We start from the raw sequence: 16,210 nt of genomic DNA on the forward strand, positions 1-16,210 counted from the left end.
TTCCCACGAGTGAAAGCTCGGTAAGACCCCTGAAGGAAGATCAGGTTGATAGGCCGGATGTGGAAGCACCGTGAGGTGTGGAGCTGACCGGTACTAATCGGTCGAGGGCTTGACCTAATACGATACGATACGTTAGCAAAGGGAATGTGGCTCAAATGTTTCTGAGAAGACGAAGCTAGAAAAAGACTCTATGTAGTTTTGAGAGAACAGAGTTCGAAAAGGACAACTGAATCTCAGAGATCTGGTGATCATGCCGGAGGGGTTCCACCCGTTCCCATCTCGAACACGGAAGTTAAGACCTCCAGGGCCAAGGATACTTGGGGCGCAGGCCCCTGGGAAAGTAGGTCATCGCCAGGTAAAACAAGCAACAGACTGCCATAAAGGTAGTCTGTTTGTGTTTTAATGAAAGAAATGAAAGTATAAACGACCGGGGCTCCACCCGTTCGATCCACGCTGCAGGAGAATGCGTATCGAGACGCAGCGTGGCGAAAAGCTCGTCCGCTTTTCGTATACACGAACACGGAAGTTAAGACCTCCAGGGCCAAGGATACTTGGGGCGCAGGCCCCTGGGAAAGTAGGTCATCGCCAGGTGAACAAGCGATAGACTGCCAATTTGGCAGTCTATCTGTGTTTTATGAAAGAAATGAAAGTATAAATTACCGGTGCTCCACCCGTTCGATCCACGCTGCAGGAGTCTGCGTTGCGGGACGCAGCGTGGCGAAAAGCTCGTCCGCTTTTCGTATCTCGAACACGGAAGTTAAGACCTCCAGGGCCAAGGATACTTGGGGCGCAGGCCCTTGGGAAAGTAGGTCATCGCCAGGTAAAACAAGCAACAGACTGCCATATGGCAGTCTGTTGCTTGTTTCATGAAAGAAGCTAAAAATATTGGGTCCCACACTGCAGGAGAATGAGTCACAAGTCGGAATGTGAGAGCTTTTTGATACAGCACAAATTCTGAATATTTTGACAAGGAATTTAGAGATTTGTGGCGAATTCTTATTTATTAAGGATCGTTGAGGAGTTTGATGGATGAAAAAGAAGTTATTTTTATATAAGACAGCAGTTGTAACAACAATCGGTACCGTTCTTCTCGTATCTTCAGTTATTCCAGCTCAAGCAGATGATTTGCACCAACAGTTAATTCAATCACAGAAGCAAGTTGAGTCATTAAATGGGACCTTGAGTGCACAAAAGGACAAAGTTTCCAAAGCAACGGTACAAGTCTTAGGCTTAAAACAATCTGTTCAAGTTTTAAATGACAACATTGCTCAACAACAAAAATTATTGAAGCAGGAGCAGAGTCATCTTCAGGATTTAGAAAAACAACAACAGAAACTTGAAGATCAACGTCAGGAACATGTAAAAGCTTTGGGGCAGTACGTAAAAAGTAATTATGAAGACGGCGTAACGTCTTACGTTGCCGTTTTGCTTAATGCTACCAGTCTATCGGATTTCATCGACAGGGCAGAGCAGGTTAAAATGATCGTAGGATCTTATAGTAAAATTCAAAGTGAAATAGCCACTCTGAATAAGTCCTTAGATGGCCAAAAGCAATTAATAAATCAAAAGAAAATGTCTATTCAATCAACAATCCAAGAAAAAACACAGTCGCAGCAGACTGTTCAAGTGGCTTTAGCCAAGCAGCAGCAAATTCTTTCACAGTTAAGTTCAGAGGAAAAAGCAACGCTTACCCAATCCGTAAATGCAAAAGCAAAAGTTAACAGGATTCAACAATTAATACAACAACAAGAGATCGAAGCTGCCAATGCTGCGAGAGACCAAGGAGCTATTGGACGGGGTGATACCGGTGGGGTATCAGGGACAGTTGCTGTTTCAGGCGGCGCAGGGCAAATCATAAGCTACGCTTCTCAATTCATGGGCATTCCTTACGTCTGGGGAGGGACATCTCCGTCTCCGGGATTTGATTGTTCGGGATATGTTCAATATGTATATCGCCATTTTGGCATTTCCTTAAGTCGTACTTCTGAAGGACAGTTTACAAATGGAGAAGCTGTTTCCAGATCCGATTTGCGTCCAGGGGATTTAGTGTTTTTCCATACTTATGCCTCTGATGCATCACACGTTGGGATCTATGTTGGAAATAATACAATGCTTAATTCTTCTAACGGCGGTGTTTCTTACGATGATATGACAAATTCATATTGGTCTGTACGTTACTTAGGAGCTCGACGAGTTATCGCTCAATAAATAATGTAACACGCCTTAAAATTCAATGAGATCGTTTTTATACTAATTTGAATTTTGATGGCGTGTTGTTTTATCTAATCATAAGACTTCCATTTTTTAGTGGGAGCGGGAGTTGAACAAATTTGAAATAATATTTGTTGCAGCTCCTTTCCTATAATTGTGACAACAATAGGAAGCATGTCTTTTCTGCGATTTATGTTATAATTAAGCTTATATTTAATATTTAGTTAATAGTTGAGTTGGTCATTACTAGTTGTCAATCAATAGGGTGATAGGATTAATTATCGAAGGAGGATGCGTTTGAGAGTACTCGTTATAAATCCAGGGTCGACATCAACGAAAATTGCGGCTTTTGAAAACGAAACATGTCTCTGGAAAACGGGAATTGATCATCCGGCTCAAGAAATTGAAGGTTTTGCTCGGGTTGGAGACCAATATGAATATCGAATTACAGCTGTTTTGAAAACTCTGGCCTCAAAAGGTGATGCCCTGGAAACGTTTAACGCTATAGCGGGACGAGGGGGCTTGCTTGCACCCCTAATAGGCGGCACTTATTTTGCAGATGATAACCTTGTTCGCGTCTTACAGGATGCACCGGGCGGAGAACACGCATCGAATCTCGGAGGAATTATTGCTTACCATCTTGGTCGGCGGATTAATGTACCAGCTTTTATTGTTGATCCAGTTGCTGTTGATGAAATGGAGCCTCTTGCACGTTTTTCCGGGCTGCCGGAATTACCTCGTATAAGTCTGTCACATGCCTTGAACATGAAAGCTGTTGCCCGTAAGGTTGCTCGTCGGATAGGAAAAACTTATCAGGACGTTAATTTTATTGTCGTCCATTTAGGTGGAGGAATTTCTGTAGCCGCTCATTATAAAGGCAGGATGATTGATGTTAATAACGCCAATAGTGAAGGCCCCTTTTCTGTGGATAGATGCGGTACTTTACCAGCTTATCAACTTGTAAAACTTTGTTATTCAGGTAACTATAGTGAACAAGAAATGTTGAACAAAATCACCAAAGAAGGCGGCATGTTTGCATATCTTAAGACTAAAGATGCCCGTGCAGCGGAGAAGCGGATGAGCGAAGGTGACTCTCAGGCAAAATTGGTATTAGAAGCACTCTGTTATCAAGTTTCTAAGGAAATCGGAGCTATGGCTGCTGTAATGGCCGGTGACGTGGATCGAATCGTATTAACCGGCGGACTTGCTCATTCACAATTCATCACTTGTGAAATCAGTCGACGAATAGCTTTTATCGCCAAGGTAGAAGTGGTTCCTGGCGAAGAAGAAATGGAGGCCCTGGCTTCAGGAGCTTTGAGAGTTTTAAGAGGTGAAGAACAGGCGTTAGTTTATCAGGCATAAATTTATGGCATGAACCTTTGGACTGAAAATGGAGTGATAACATTGCGGTATTCCGGGTTTGAGTCCCTGCTTGAAAAAGCAAAAAGTATGGGGCGGACGAAAGTTGCTGTTGCTGCCGCTGCTGATAAAGACGTTTTAGAAGCAATTAAACTTGCCGAAATAGAAGGCCTTATTTCTCCTCTTCTGATCGGGGACGAAGAAGTCATTAAACAATATGCCGCAGAAATAGAATTCAGGTTGGACCAGATAGAGCTAATCCATGAACCAAATCCTATTAATGCGGCCCATAGGGCAGTAGATGCTGTCATTGACGGACAAGCTAGTTTTTTAATGAAAGGCTTAATTAATAGTTCTGATTTTCTTCGGGCAGTTTTAAGACCGGAAAGGGGGCTGAGAACAGGCCGTCTGCTCAGTCATATGGCTGCCTTTCAAATACCTGGTTATACCCGCTTGCTTTTTGTAACGGATGGCGGAATGAATATTGCTCCGGATTTAAAACAAAAGAAAGAAATTTTGGAAAATAGCCTATTGTATTTACATGGGATTGGAATGGAATTGGTCAATGTTATTGCTTTAACAGCCAATGAAGTTGTAAATCCTAAAATGCCGGCAACCGTTGATGCTAAGACATTAGAAGAAATGAACCTAAACGGAGAGTTTCCTAATGCTGTGGTGGAAGGTCCTCTTGCCCTCGATGGTGCAGTCAGCGCAGCTGCCTTAAAGCATAAAGGAATTTCTAGTAGGATTAATGGTAATGTTGACTTGTTTTTAGTACCATCGATTGAAGTTGGAAATGTCTTGGGAAAGTCTCTGGTCTATTTCGCAGGCGCAACGATGGCCGGAATTATCCTGGGCGCTCAAGTTCCCATAGTTTTAACGTCACGAAATGATACTCCAAGAAGTAAACTAATGGCCTTAACGATGGCTGCCTTAAGTCAAAAAGGACAGAGGTTGTCCTGACTAAGATCAGTCGACTAACTTTAACTGGGAGGGTAAGAGTACGTCAGAAATAAACCTACTTGATCGCAGGATTGTAGTTTTAATGGGAGGATATGGTGCCGGCAAAACTCAGTTGGCCATAAATTTGGCGTCCCAATGGGCGAAAAAGAATCAACGAGTATCTTTGGTAGATCTTGATTTGATTAATCCTTATTTTCGTTCGCGGGAAGCTGCAATTCCCTTGGAAAAAGATGGGGTTGAAGTGATCCGTCCACAAGGTGATTTAGCTTTGGCTGAAAATCCCTCTCTAACTCCCCAAATTGAAGGCGCCTTAAGAGATACAAAAAAAAGGGTTCTCCTTGACGTTGGGGGGAATGAAACCGGTGCAACAGTAGTTGGACGATATCATACCTTTCTGGAGAAAAAGGATGTCACTGTTCTTCAGGTCGTAAACGTGTTTCGCCCCTTTAGCAGTACACTGGAGGAAATTGAGAACTTGAGACGAGACATGGAATTAAAATCGCACCTGAAGGTTCAAGGTTGGATCAATAATTCTAACCTGCAAGAATGGACGACAGTAGAAGATTGGCGTCAATCTGAAGAACTTTTTCACGAACTGGAGGCTCAAACTAAGATTCCAAAGGTTGCCTGCGGTATGAATCCGCAATGGGCTGAGAAAGTGGGCCTTCCATGGGAATCTGATTGGATTCCCGTTCAGCGGTTCTTAAACCTTGGTTGGAAAACTTCAGGGAAACGTTCATCTACCGAGTAAAGGAGGAGAGTTTATGAAGAATGTCGTTAAAATTAACGTGGAACGCTGCAAGAGTTGTGGCCTTTGTGTCCATACTTGTCCTAAGAAAATTTTAAAGATCGGTGACAAGGCAAACAGTAAGGGCTTTTATGCTGTAGAAATGATCGATCAAAGCCTATGTATAGGTTGTGCTTTTTGTGGTTTAATCTGTCCTGACTTGGCTTTGGAAATTTATCGTGAGGAGAAAGGAGAGTGAGTCTGGTATGGCAATGTTAATGAAGGGAAATGAAGCAATCGCCGAAGCGGCGATTCAAGCGGGCTGCCGTTTGTTTTATGGGTACCCGATCACTCCTTCAACAGAAATTCCGGAATACATGTCCAAAAAAATGAAAAGCTCAGGAGGAACCTATTTACAGGCTGAGAGTGAAGTGGCAGCCATAAATATGGTCTATGGGGCAGGAGCGGTCGGTGAACGAGTCATGACAGGAACCTCAAGCCCTGGCTTTAGTTTAATGCAAGAAGGGCTTTCCTATTTGTTTGCAGCAGAAATTCCTTGTGTCATAGTTGATGTTATGAGAAGCGGACCGGGCTTGGGCGGCCTAGGCCCTACACAAGCAGACTATTTTCAACTAACAAAAGGCGGCGGACATGGAGATTACCACGGTATCGTTTTAGCCCCCTCATCAGTTCAGGAGATGGTGGATTTAACGAAAGAAGCCTTTGATATCGCTGATTATTATCGGAATTTAGTGATTGTCGCTGTCGATGGGATTTTGGGACAAATGATGGAACCGGTGGAGTTTCCCCCCTATCAAGGCAGAACACTAAGTCCGAAAACCTGGGCAGCCAGCGGGGCTGAAGGGCGGCCCAAAAATAATGTAATCAGTTATTATCTTACTCCGGATCTGGGCGAATCGGAAAATCTCCGCTGGGGCCAAAAAATATCTCTGATGAAAGAATCTGAACAACGATTTTCTGAGTATCTCATGGATGATGCCGAATTTGCATTTGTGGCCTTTGGGACAAGTGCCCGCATCACGGAAACAGCTGTGGACATGTTGCGCGAAGAGGGCTTAAAAGTTGGTCTCTTTCGGCCCGTTTCTTTGTGGCCTTTCCCGGAAAAAGGTCTTTCAACACGATTACCTCAAATTAAAGGCTGGATGAGTGTAGAACTCAGTTCTGGTCAAATGGTGGAAGACGTAAAGCTGATCGTAAGCGGTCAAGCTCCAGTTGGCTTATGCAAACGTCAAGGGGGTATGACTCCCGAGCCGGAAGAGGTTGTTGATGCCTTTAAGAAACAAATGTTAGGGAGGGGACAGGGATGAAAACGATTTTTGCTAAGACCTCAGGTCTAACCGAACGACCCTTTCATTATTGTCCAGGATGTACTCATGGGATTATTCATCGCCTGATCGGTGAATTATTGGAAGAAATGAATCTAATTGAAAAGGCGATAGGCGTAGCTCCTGTGGGCTGTGCCGGTTTTTGTGAAAACTACTTTTCTTGTGATATGATCGGTGCTGCGCACGGGCGTGCAGTTGCGGTAGCGACAGGAGCCAAAAGAGCCCGCCCTGATCGTTTTGTCTTTACCTATCAGGGAGATGGTGACGGTGCCTCCATTGGACTTGCTGAAACGGTATCTGCAGCCGCCCGCGGCGAAAAGATAAGTTCCATTTTTGTCAATAATGCCATCTATGGAATGACAGGAGGGCAAATGGCCCCAACTTCTCTGGTGGGACAGAGAACGTCAACTTCTCCGTACGGTCGAGATTCAGTAACGATGGGTTTCCCTTTGGATCTTCCCAAGATTTTGACCCAAGTTGAAGGAGCGGTTTATGTAGCCTCGGTCTCTGTGGAAAGTCCGCAAGCCATTAAAGAAGCCAAAAAAGCTCTTCGAAAAGCCTTTCAAATTCAGCTGGATGGTTTGGGGTACTCTTTTGTCAGTATACTTTCCACCTGTCCTACAAACTGGGGTGTTGATCCGGTCGAAGCCTTAGATTGGTTAACGACAAAAATGAAACCCCATTTTGCCTTGGGTGAGCTGAAAACTCCAGCACTGGAAGGGGGGAGAAATCCATGACTTCTGGAATAACAAAATATTTATTCGCGGGATTTGGAGGTCAAGGGGTTTTATTTATCGGTAAAGTTATGGCTCAGGCCGCTATGCTCGCTAAGCGTCAAGTTACCTGGATTCCTGCTTATGGCCCAGAAATGCGCGGCGGAACGGCTAACTGTTCGGTAATTATCTCCAATAAGCGGATTGGTTCTCCGACTGTGGGTAAACCTGATATAGCTCTAGTTATGAATGAAGCGTCCTATCAAAAATTTATTGCCAGCGTGGTTCCTGGCGGAACCTTATATGTAAATTCCTCAATCGTGCCGGATTTACCGGGCAGAGACGATATTCAAATTTTTCGCGTTCCGGTTAATGATATTGCCCATGATATAGGAGAGGCGAAGGTAGCCAACATAGTGATGCTGGGAGTTATACAAGCCTTGACTCCAACTCTTGAGGATGAGATTCTAATTAAGGCACTGGTTGAATTGGCGGGTAAAAAACCCGAGCTAGCCGACTTGAATTCCAGAGCTTTTAAAGCTGGGATTGAGTACGCTCAAAAACATTTTTAAATGATGACTTTTTAAAATTAAACAAATTACAAGTAAAACAAAAAATTCAGCAAGTCCTCCAATTGTATCAGTAGTTAAATTGGAAGGCTTGCTTTTTAAATTTGCTTTGTATTTTCTTTATACAATAATCCAGATCAAATATTTTAAATTCGGTCCCGCTTTTATTATGATTCTTGTTCCTGGGGATTGGCAGTAATCTCTTTTAGACGACCCGTTTTGCGGGCTGCGTCACGGAGCAAATATTCCATATGGGCATTGACACTTCGAAATTCGTCAGCAGCCCATCGCTCTAGGACGGCATAGAGTTTAGGATCTATGCGAAGCAGAAATTGTTTCTTACTCATGGTTATCCACATCCGATGCTCCTAAATTAATGCGCAAGGATTAAGAATACACTGTTCCGGTATTTACGACGGGTTGAATAGAACGTTCAGAAACTATGGATACTAGGAGATTGTTAACCATTGATGCTTTGCGCTCATCATCAAGATTTATGACGCCTTCTTTTTCAATTCGTTCGATAGCCAACTGCACTAAGCCAACAGCCCCTTCAACAATGATTTGGCGAGCTGAAAGAATCGCAGAAGCTTGTTGACGCTGTAACATTGCCCCAGCTATTTCTGTGGCATAAGCAAGATGGGTTAGACGAGTTTCGCTGACTTCAACTCCAGCGAGGATGAGCCGCTGTTGAAGTTCTTTCATTAATTCATCGGATACCTCCTCCGGATTCCCGCGTAAGGAGATATCATCACTTTCGAAATTATCATAAGCATAGCGAGTTGCGATATGGCGTAAGGCGGTTTCACTTTGGATTTCCACAAATTGTTCATATTTTTCCACGTCGAAAATGGCCTTTGCAGTATCAACTACTCGAAAAACAACAACAGCTGCGATTTCAATCGGGTTCCCTTGGATATCATTTACTTTTAAAGTTTTACTGTTAAAGTTGCGAACCTTTAAGGAAATGCCTTTGCGTGAGGCCAAGGGAATACTCAGCCAAAGCCCCGGTTTACGAATAGTGCCAAGGTAATTCCCGAAAAATACGAGGGCATAGGCTTTATTTGGTTGGACGACAATAATCCCTGTTCCCAATATAAGAGCTGCGATAAGGAGCACAGTCCCAATAAAGTTTTTTTGGATTATTAGGGCGATTCCTCCAATTAAAAGGGCAAGCATACAAATTAGCGCCAGATACCCGTTGACAGCCCAAGCCTTTTTCTCAAACATAGTGATAAACCTCCTTAAACTAGGTATGGATACCTTAGAATTTTTTTGCATCGAATGTCTTTCGATACCAATATGATATCACTTTTATATAACAAGGTAAAGCCATAATTTTATTCACTCTGATAAATGGAAGAATTTAAGCGAGAGATAGTCCAGAGAAAGAGGATTAATAATGACCATAATTGGTCATTTTATTATCGTTCAATGAATGGGAAAACGAACAAGAAGAAAGGAGTCATTTGAATGACCCAGGCTAAATCGCCAAAACCGACCTTTCCGGCTCAGCAACAAGAACAGCAACCTGGCCTCGAAACGTTAATGAATCCATTACCTTTGGCAGAAGACCCGGCTTATAAAGGCAATGGCAAATTAAAAGGAAAGGTAGCTATTATAACAGGCGGAGACAGTGGCATTGGAAGGGCAGTCTCTATAGCCTTTGCCAAGGAAGGCGCTGATATTGTCATTGTTTATTACAATGAACATCTGGACGCGAATATTACGAAAGCCCGAATCGAGGAATTAGGAAAACGCTGCTTGCTTATAGCCGGCGACGTTGGCGATGAATCGTTCTGTCAAGGGGTTGTAAATACTACACTTCAGACCTTTTCCCAAATAGACATTTTGATAAATAATGCCGGAGAACAACATCCTCAAAACAGCTTGCTTGATATAACAAGCAGTCAGCTGGAGCGTACATTTCGCACAAATATATTTGGCTGCTTTTATTTAACTAAGTCAGTATTGCCTCATCTTAAGCCTGGAAGCAGTATTATCAATACGACTTCGATTACGGCTTATGAAGGGCATGATCAACTCATTGATTACTCCGCTAGTAAAGGAGCCGTGATTTCTTTTACTCGTTCGCTTTCGGAGTCTCTTTGCAAATTGGGAATCCGAGTTAATGGCATCGCCCCGGGTCCAATCTGGACTCCCTTAATTCCTTCTACGTTTCAAGAGGAACAAGTAGCCGTCTTCGGCAGTACGGTGCCGATGCAGCGAGCAGGTCAGCCGAAAGAATTAGCTCCAGCCTATGTGTTTTTAGCATCTGAAGACTCTTCATACATTTCTGGGCAAATCATACATATTAATGGCGGTACTATAATAAATTCTTAATTTTAGTTTAATAATCATCCGGATAAGGCTAACCAGTGATGATCTGGCGATACAGCTTATCATCGGATGATTTTTTCCGTGACAAAATGAGCTTAAAATTGTGACTTAAATCACATAACGTTTAAACTTTTATTTGCTATAATAGTCTAAGATGTCCACAGGACACTGATCACCGAAGCTCCGTTCAGCTTGAGCTGAACGAGTTTAGTTTAGAAATGAGGGGTTCCATGTTTTCAAAACTTAAAAAACTAATATCATGGAGACATGGTGTTCAATTGTTCTTTGCGCTTGTAGTTGCTTATATTGGTATTGACTTTATCCTGTTTGTAAATCAGTTAACAAAGCAGTCATCGGCAGTTATAAATAAACCGCCGGGAGTAGAGGCCTTTTTGCCTTTAAGTGCTTTGGTTGGACTGAGGGCATGGTTGGCAACCGGAAGATTTGATCCTGTCCATCCGGCAGGGTTAGTAATTTTTCTGATAATCCTAGTAACTTCTCTTTTGTTTAAAAGAACCTTTTGTTCCTGGATCTGTCCAATAGGAACCCTTTCTGAGGGACTGGGAAAGATAGGACGAGCTCTATTCGGTCGAAATTTTAAAACACCAATTTGGCTTGATTTTATCTTACGTTCTTTGAAATATATTCTCCTTCTCTTTTTTCTGCTGGCCATTTTTTGGGGAATGAGTGGGACAGATGCCGCTTCCTTTGTTCAATCACCGTACAATAGAATATCAGATATCATGATGCTCGAATTTATGGAACATTTATCTATTGTTGGCTTGTCAGTTTTTGGAGTTTTGGCATTGCTTTCGGTTTTGATTGAAAATTTTTGGTGTCGGTATCTTTGTCCTTATGGCGCTCTTCTGGGGTTGATTAGTTTTCTAAGTCCAGTTAAAATTACTCGAAATCAAAATACTTGTATCGAATGTGGAAAATGTTCGAAAAGTTGTCCGAGCCGGATAGATGTTGCCCATGAAAGTCGTGTCTTTTCTCCTGAATGCACGGGCTGCCTTAATTGTGTTCAACAATGTCCCGTTAAAGATACATTAACCTTGAAGACATCTTGGGGAAAGAAAACCCTTGCCATTCCTTTGCTCACAATAGCTATCCTTTGCCTTTGGTTTTTAGGCATCGTTGTTGCTAAGCTGACAGGTCATTGGGGATCTGATATGACTGTAGAAACCTATCGGCAATTGTTGTTTATGCTTTAAACAATCCATTGTATTATCTAGGCAGATTATAATATAATCATAATAAAGGATTAGGCAATGCTCGACAGTACCGCACCTTGACTGTTGAGCATTATTTTTTAGTATTCATCCTATTCATATTTTGAGGAATTCCTGAATAGTATTTTTGTTATAAGACTAGCTGATAACGACGGCTTCGACAGAATAAATAGAATGTTATCTAAAGACTGAAAATTGAGGCTTAATTTCTTGTCCAAAAAGAGGTATAATATGATTTAAGTGGCAAAGTATGTACATGAATATCGAGGAAAGGGAGAGGAACTAGGAGATGGAAAATAAGTTCAAAGAATCACTACTCGACAAAAATACATTGTCAGTAACTTGGGAGCTTGTCCCGGGAAGAGGTGCCAATGAAAAGCCCCAGGAAGTTGCTATTGCCTCAGCTGAACAAGCTGCTAAGGGAGGGAGGGTACATGCTCTAACTATCACAGATAATCCAGGGGGTAATCCGGCAATCCTAGCTGATTATTTGGGAATGGATATTCTGAAACTTGGGATAGAGCCTCTTGTACACTTTACTTGCAAGGATAAGAATCGAAATCAAATGGAAAGCCAACTTTATGCTTTAGATAGAGCTAATATCCGTAATCTCTTAGTTATGACCGGTGATTATCCGGTATCTGGATTTAAAGGACGCCCGAAACCTGTCTTTGACCTTGATCCTATAAATGCACTTCAACTTATTACGGATATGAATAAGGGCTTAGAAATTCAAGGCATGAAAGGACCAATTTATCACAAAGCAAGTGATTTTTTTGCCGGAGCGGCAGTTTCTCCTTTTAAAGCTACCGAGGCTGAACAAATGGTTCAATATTATAAAATGAAAAAGAAAATTGCCGGTGGAGCGCAGTTTATTGTCTGTCAGCTTGGTTATGATGCCCGAAAGTTCCATGAAGTTTTGCAGTTTTTAAAGGTTAACAACTATGATATTCCTGTAGTCGGTAATATCTATATCTTACCCTATGGTGCTGCGCGAATTATGAATCAAAACCAATTACCGGGATGTGTTGTAACCGATAAATTGTTAGCTGAGCTTGAGGCCGAAAAAGGTGCCCCGGATAAAGGGGTTGGAGCACGTATGCTGAGAGCGGCCAAAATGTATGCTGTTATGAAGGGAATGGGCTTTGGCGGTGTGCATATTGGAGGACATAATATCAAATATGAACAGGTGGAGTATATCATTGATCAAGGGGAAGAACTAAGCAAAAATTGGCAGGATTATATTCGTGAATTCGACTATCCACAAAAGAATGGTTTCTATTGTTTCGAAAAAGACGAGAAGACAGGTTTAAATAGCGATCGTCCAACGAATCGTGCTAACCTGCCCCTGGATGCGCCTGTGAATTTTGGTTATACCATGATGCGTGGTATGCATGCCTTGATGTTTACTCCCAACAAAAAGTTATTCCCTGTCATGCGAAGTTTTTACCGTGCAGCAGAAGGAAAGAAAAAGAGAGAGAAACGTCTGCATGCTCTTGAGCATATTGCCAAAGTTGTTATGCTTGATTGCAAGGACTGCGGAGATTGTGCAATGTTTGATATAGCCTATTTGTGCCCGATGTCACAGTGCCCTAAAAATCAGCGTAATGGTGCATGTGGAGGAAGTTTAAATGGTTGGTGCGAAGTATTCCCAAATGAGAAAAAATGTATTTGGGTAAGAGCTTATGCCAGACTTAAAAAGTATGGGGAAGAAGCCAATATTGATGTTCCTCCGGTTCCCCCAGCCAATTGGGATCTGTATCAGACTTCTTCTTGGTCTAATTTCTATTTAGGGAAAGATCACTCTGCACCTATTTTAGGAATAAAGCGCCCGGAAAGTAAGGTTCCACAGACAAAGAAATAATTCTGGCAACGTATGGAGGGTGTTTATGGCAACGGGAGTCATAAAAAGCGGCATTTGCGGCTTTACAATAACCGTTAAAGCAGTGAGCGGGGGCGATGAGCATGTAAAATTGGAAATAACGAGTGATTGCCCAAATTTCCAAAAAATAGCCCCTGAATTAACAGAAGTCGATGCTTATCAAGAAATGTTTCATAAACTTCACACTGGGAAAGTTTATGAAGTGTTTGCCAAATACAGCCCACACCCCAGCTGTCCTGGGCTTTCGGGGATTCTTAAGACAATTGAGGTTGCTTCCGGTTTAGCTCTTCAACAAACTGTAAGCATAACTATTTCCAAAGAAGAATAAAAAGCGCGCTCCTTACTTGTAGTTTGATAATCATAGTAGGGAGCGCTTTTATTTTAAAGAGTCTTTAACGAACTGAATCTAAAAAAATGAATCGTAAACTTGTCCAGTTAAAGCTGAACATCGGTGCTCCGGTGACGAAAGTGTCCTGTGGATAGTTTCGCCGAAAGCGCCTAGCCAATAACAAATGCCATCGCGCTGAAGGATGGATTCTACCTTCACCGAAAAATACGAAGGAATAGTAACTGTCATTATAGAGGTGAGGGTCTTAGAAGAGAAAAAACCGAACTATAACTTTTAGAAATAAAAAAGAGGGATTATGATGCATCTAAGCAGATAATCCCTCTCTAGAATTTATAGTGTTGTTATAATTAGAGCATGAACAACATTTGAGAGTAGGTAGGCATTGGCCAGAGATCTCCATCAATCATGGTTTCAAGCAGGTCTCCGTCTTGACGCAGGTCATTCATAGCTTTGAAAACAACATCGCGATAGAAAGCGGCTTGTTCATAAGCATCTTCAGTCTTGTCTGCAGCTTCTTGGGTACTTTTTTCCAGAACGTTCAATTTTGCTTGGAAGGATGCGAGCGTAGTGGAGACATTATTAAGCAGAGACTCTTGGACTGAAACATCCGCGGTACTGGAGGCAGATTTAATCGCATTAATTGAGTTAGCCAATTGAGTGGAGTATTTTACTCCTGCGGGAATAATTTGATGTTTAGCCATATCAATCATGGTTAGTGCTTCAATATTGATTTGTTTGATATATTGTTCCATATTAATTTCGAAGCGAGATTCGATCTCGGTTTTATTCAGAACCTTGTGTTTTTCGTACAAGTCAATCGTTGATTGACGCTTGAGAATGAGTGAGGCATCAACGGTAGACGTAATATTGGGCAATCCGCGGCGTTTTGCTTCTTCAACCCACTCATCGGAATAACCATTGCCGTCGAAGAGAATCCGTTTGTGGTTTGTTGCTGTCTCGCGGAGAATTTGTTTAAGTTCTGCGTTAAAGTCAGAAGCCTTTTCGAGACGATCTGCAAATTGGGAGAGAACTTCAGCCACAATCAAATTAAGAACAACGTTTGGCCCAGAAATTGATTGAGAAGAGGCCACCATACGGAACTCGAATTTGTTTCCGGTGAAGGCGAAAGGCGAAGTGCGGTTGCGGTCGGTTGAATCTTTACGGAAAGAAGGAAGAGTCTCAACACCACTTAATAGTTTATCACCCTGAAGAGATCTCTTGAGACCGCCGTTTTGCAGCTGATTAAAGATATCGGTAAGTTGATCCCCTAAGAAAATTGAGATAATGGCAGGAGGAGCTTCATTCGCACCTAGACGATGGTCATTTCCAGGAATTGCAGCAGATAATCTTAAGAGTTCAGCATAATCGTCTACGGCTTTAATGACTGCAGAAACAAAGGTGAGGAATTGGTAATTTTCATGTGGGTTTTTACCTGGGTCAAGAAGGTTGCTTCCATCATTGGTAGACATTGACCAGTTGTTATGTTTGCCTGAGCCATTGACGCCGGCAAAGGGTTTTTCATGGAGCAAGCAGACCAAGTCATGCTTAAGAGCAATTTTTTTCATGGTATCCATGATAATTTGATTATGGTCGGTGGCAATGTTTGTGGTTGTAAAAAGCGGGGCAATTTCAAACTGTCCGGGGGCAACTTCATTATGTTGTGTTTTAGCAAGAACACCCAACTTCCAAAGTTCTACATTGACTTCACGCATGAAAGCGGCGACTCGTGTTTTAAGGCTGCCAAAGTAGTGATCTTCAAGTTCTTGTCCCTTTGGAGCCATGGCGCCGAATAAAGTACGACCTGTTAAAACTAGATCAAGTCGTTTATCAAAAAAATTTTTATCGACAAGGAAATACTCTTGTTCAGCACCAACTGTACTGGTGACTTGGGTAGAAGTAGTATTGCCGAAAAGCTTTAATATACGAAGGGCTTGTTTGGAAAGTGCTTGCATGGAGCGCAAAAGAGGTGTTTTTTTGTCAAGTGCTTCTCCGGTGTAAGAGCAAAAGGCAGTAGGAATACATAGTGTTAATCCCCCGCCGTCCTCTTTAAGAAAGGCCGGTGAGGTGCAATCCCAAGCCGTGTACCCTCTAGCTTCAAAGGTAGCCCGAATTCCGCCGCTGGGAAAGGAGGAAGCATCAGGTTCACCTTGGATGAGTTCTTTACCGGAAAACTCCATTACAACTCGTCCGTCACTCGTCGGAGAAATAAATGAATCATGCTTTTCAGCGGTTATGCCAGTCAGCGGTTGAAACCAGTGGGTAAAATGGGTAGCGCCTTTTTCAATAGCCCAATCTTTCATGGCATTAGCAACAACATCAGCGATGCCAGGGTCCAGGGGCAGTCCTTCTTCAATGGTTTTACGTAAGGATTTATAAGCGGCCTTCGGTAGACGTGCTTTCATAACTGTGTCATTAAAAACGTTTTCCCCAAAAATATCCATATCTGTCTTTTCCCCTTCCTAAACTATCAAAATTTCCTCAGATAAACAAAAAGACTCCCCCCTAAAGATTGTATTTCA

15 protein-coding genes and 2 rRNA genes are annotated in these 16,210 nt (G+C 42.4%); 14 read left to right on the forward strand and 3 right to left on the reverse strand.

Annotated features, from left to right (window positions below):
* From B5771_RS00545 to B5771_RS00590, 10 genes are all read left to right on the forward strand, one after another.
* A 23S ribosomal RNA gene (locus tag B5771_RS00545) occupies positions 1-117 on the forward strand; the annotation flags it as partial.
* Between the two features lie 123 nt (positions 118-240).
* Positions 241-357: ribosomal RNA gene (rrf, locus tag B5771_RS00550) — 5S ribosomal RNA — on the forward strand.
* 672 nt (positions 358-1,029) lie between these two features.
* The gene (locus tag B5771_RS00555) at positions 1,030-2,208 is read left to right on the forward strand and encodes a C40 family peptidase (RefSeq protein ID WP_088185793.1); all 1,179 of its coding nucleotides are present in this window, start codon (positions 1,030-1,032) and stop codon (positions 2,206-2,208) included.
* A gap of 300 nt (positions 2,209-2,508) precedes the next feature.
* Positions 2,509-3,573, forward strand: coding sequence for a butyrate kinase (gene buk, locus B5771_RS00560; RefSeq protein ID WP_088185794.1), 1,065 nt, complete (start codon positions 2,509-2,511; stop codon positions 3,571-3,573).
* Positions 3,574-3,615: 42 nt separating this feature from the next.
* On the forward strand, positions 3,616-4,533 hold the full coding sequence (locus tag B5771_RS00565; protein ID WP_172408108.1) for a bifunctional enoyl-CoA hydratase/phosphate acetyltransferase: 918 nt from the start codon (positions 3,616-3,618) through the stop codon (positions 4,531-4,533).
* A gap of 82 nt (positions 4,534-4,615) precedes the next feature.
* Entirely contained in the window at positions 4,616-5,284 is a 669-nt protein-coding gene (locus B5771_RS00570) for a hypothetical protein (RefSeq protein WP_088185796.1), read from the forward strand.
* 13 nt (positions 5,285-5,297) lie between these two features.
* Positions 5,298-5,519, forward strand: a complete 222-nt coding sequence (locus B5771_RS00575) for a 4Fe-4S binding protein (protein WP_088185797.1) — start codon at positions 5,298-5,300, stop codon at positions 5,517-5,519.
* A 7-nt stretch (positions 5,520-5,526) separates the two neighbouring features.
* The gene (gene vorB, locus B5771_RS00580) at positions 5,527-6,588 is read left to right on the forward strand and encodes a 3-methyl-2-oxobutanoate dehydrogenase subunit VorB (protein ID WP_088185798.1); all 1,062 of its coding nucleotides are present in this window, start codon (positions 5,527-5,529) and stop codon (positions 6,586-6,588) included.
* Positions 6,585-7,343 carry a thiamine pyrophosphate-dependent enzyme gene (locus B5771_RS00585; protein ID WP_088185799.1) on the forward strand — a complete coding sequence of 253 codons (759 nt, stop codon included), beginning with the start codon at positions 6,585-6,587 and terminating at the stop codon, positions 7,341-7,343. Before vorB ends, B5771_RS00585 begins: the two co-directional genes overlap by 4 nt.
* Positions 7,340-7,891, forward strand: coding sequence for a 2-oxoacid:acceptor oxidoreductase family protein (locus tag B5771_RS00590; RefSeq protein WP_088185800.1), 552 nt, complete (start codon positions 7,340-7,342; stop codon positions 7,889-7,891). Before B5771_RS00585 ends, B5771_RS00590 begins: the two co-directional genes overlap by 4 nt.
* A 164-nt stretch (positions 7,892-8,055) precedes the next feature.
* Here the strand turns inward: B5771_RS00590 and B5771_RS00595 are convergent, their stop codons facing one another.
* Positions 8,056-8,235 (reverse strand): hypothetical protein, encoded by a 180-nt coding sequence (locus tag B5771_RS00595; protein ID WP_172408109.1) that lies wholly within the window; start codon positions 8,233-8,235, stop codon positions 8,056-8,058.
* 40 nt (positions 8,236-8,275) lie between these two features.
* Positions 8,276-9,118 (reverse strand): SPFH domain-containing protein, encoded by an 843-nt coding sequence (locus B5771_RS00600; RefSeq protein ID WP_047810556.1) that lies wholly within the window; start codon positions 9,116-9,118, stop codon positions 8,276-8,278.
* A gap of 243 nt (positions 9,119-9,361) precedes the next feature.
* On the opposite strand from B5771_RS00600, the gene B5771_RS00605 reads away from it, so the two are divergent.
* The 4 genes from B5771_RS00605 to B5771_RS00620 all read left to right on the forward strand — a co-directional run bounded on the left by B5771_RS00605 (position 9,362) and on the right by B5771_RS00620 (position 13,670).
* Positions 9,362-10,231 (forward strand): SDR family oxidoreductase, encoded by an 870-nt coding sequence (locus B5771_RS00605; RefSeq protein ID WP_088185801.1) that lies wholly within the window; start codon positions 9,362-9,364, stop codon positions 10,229-10,231.
* Between the two features lie 227 nt (positions 10,232-10,458).
* The gene (locus B5771_RS00610; protein ID WP_088185802.1) at positions 10,459-11,442 is read left to right on the forward strand and encodes a 4Fe-4S binding protein; all 984 of its coding nucleotides are present in this window, start codon (positions 10,459-10,461) and stop codon (positions 11,440-11,442) included.
* Positions 11,443-11,749: 307 nt separating this feature from the next.
* Positions 11,750-13,324, forward strand: a complete 1,575-nt coding sequence (locus B5771_RS00615) for a methylenetetrahydrofolate reductase C-terminal domain-containing protein (protein ID WP_088185803.1) — start codon at positions 11,750-11,752, stop codon at positions 13,322-13,324.
* Positions 13,325-13,349: 25 nt separating this feature from the next.
* On the forward strand, positions 13,350-13,670 hold the full coding sequence (locus B5771_RS00620; RefSeq protein WP_047810560.1) for a hypothetical protein: 321 nt from the start codon (positions 13,350-13,352) through the stop codon (positions 13,668-13,670).
* Positions 13,671-14,038: 368 nt separating this feature from the next.
* On the opposite strand, the gene B5771_RS00625 is transcribed toward B5771_RS00620, so the two are convergent.
* On the reverse strand, positions 14,039-16,132 hold the full coding sequence (locus B5771_RS00625; protein WP_088185804.1) for a glutamine synthetase III: 2,094 nt from the start codon (positions 16,130-16,132) through the stop codon (positions 14,039-14,041).
* Positions 16,133-16,210: the final 78 nt, after the last annotated feature.

The organism is Desulfosporosinus sp. FKA, from assembly GCF_002196785.1.
GTDB lineage: Bacteria > Bacillota > Desulfitobacteriia > Desulfitobacteriales > Desulfitobacteriaceae > Desulfosporosinus > Desulfosporosinus acididurans.

What these genes read in the sequence shown, in the direction of transcription:
- B5771_RS00555 (WP_088185793.1), top strand. Translation starts at nt 1,030, where the DNA reads ATGAAAAAGAAGTTATTTTTATATAAGACAGCAGTTGTAACAACAATC.
- B5771_RS00570 (WP_088185796.1), top strand. Translation starts at nt 4,616, where the DNA reads ATGGGAGGATATGGTGCCGGCAAAACTCAGTTGGCCATAAATTTGGCG.
- B5771_RS00575 (WP_088185797.1), top strand. Translation starts at nt 5,298, where the DNA reads ATGAAGAATGTCGTTAAAATTAACGTGGAACGCTGCAAGAGTTGTGGC.
- vorB (WP_088185798.1), top strand. Translation starts at nt 5,527, where the DNA reads ATGGCAATGTTAATGAAGGGAAATGAAGCAATCGCCGAAGCGGCGATT.
- B5771_RS00585 (WP_088185799.1), top strand. Translation starts at nt 6,585, where the DNA reads ATGAAAACGATTTTTGCTAAGACCTCAGGTCTAACCGAACGACCCTTT.
- B5771_RS00590 (WP_088185800.1), top strand. Translation starts at nt 7,340, where the DNA reads ATGACTTCTGGAATAACAAAATATTTATTCGCGGGATTTGGAGGTCAA.
- B5771_RS00595 (WP_172408109.1), bottom strand. Translation starts at nt 8,235, where the DNA reads ATGAGTAAGAAACAATTTCTGCTTCGCATAGATCCTAAACTCTATGCC.
- B5771_RS00600 (WP_047810556.1), bottom strand. Translation starts at nt 9,118, where the DNA reads ATGTTTGAGAAAAAGGCTTGGGCTGTCAACGGGTATCTGGCGCTAATT.
- B5771_RS00605 (WP_088185801.1), top strand. Translation starts at nt 9,362, where the DNA reads ATGACCCAGGCTAAATCGCCAAAACCGACCTTTCCGGCTCAGCAACAA.
- B5771_RS00610 (WP_088185802.1), top strand. Translation starts at nt 10,459, where the DNA reads ATGTTTTCAAAACTTAAAAAACTAATATCATGGAGACATGGTGTTCAA.
- B5771_RS00615 (WP_088185803.1), top strand. Translation starts at nt 11,750, where the DNA reads ATGGAAAATAAGTTCAAAGAATCACTACTCGACAAAAATACATTGTCA.
- B5771_RS00620 (WP_047810560.1), top strand. Translation starts at nt 13,350, where the DNA reads ATGGCAACGGGAGTCATAAAAAGCGGCATTTGCGGCTTTACAATAACC.
- B5771_RS00625 (WP_088185804.1), bottom strand. Translation starts at nt 16,132, where the DNA reads ATGGATATTTTTGGGGAAAACGTTTTTAATGACACAGTTATGAAAGCA.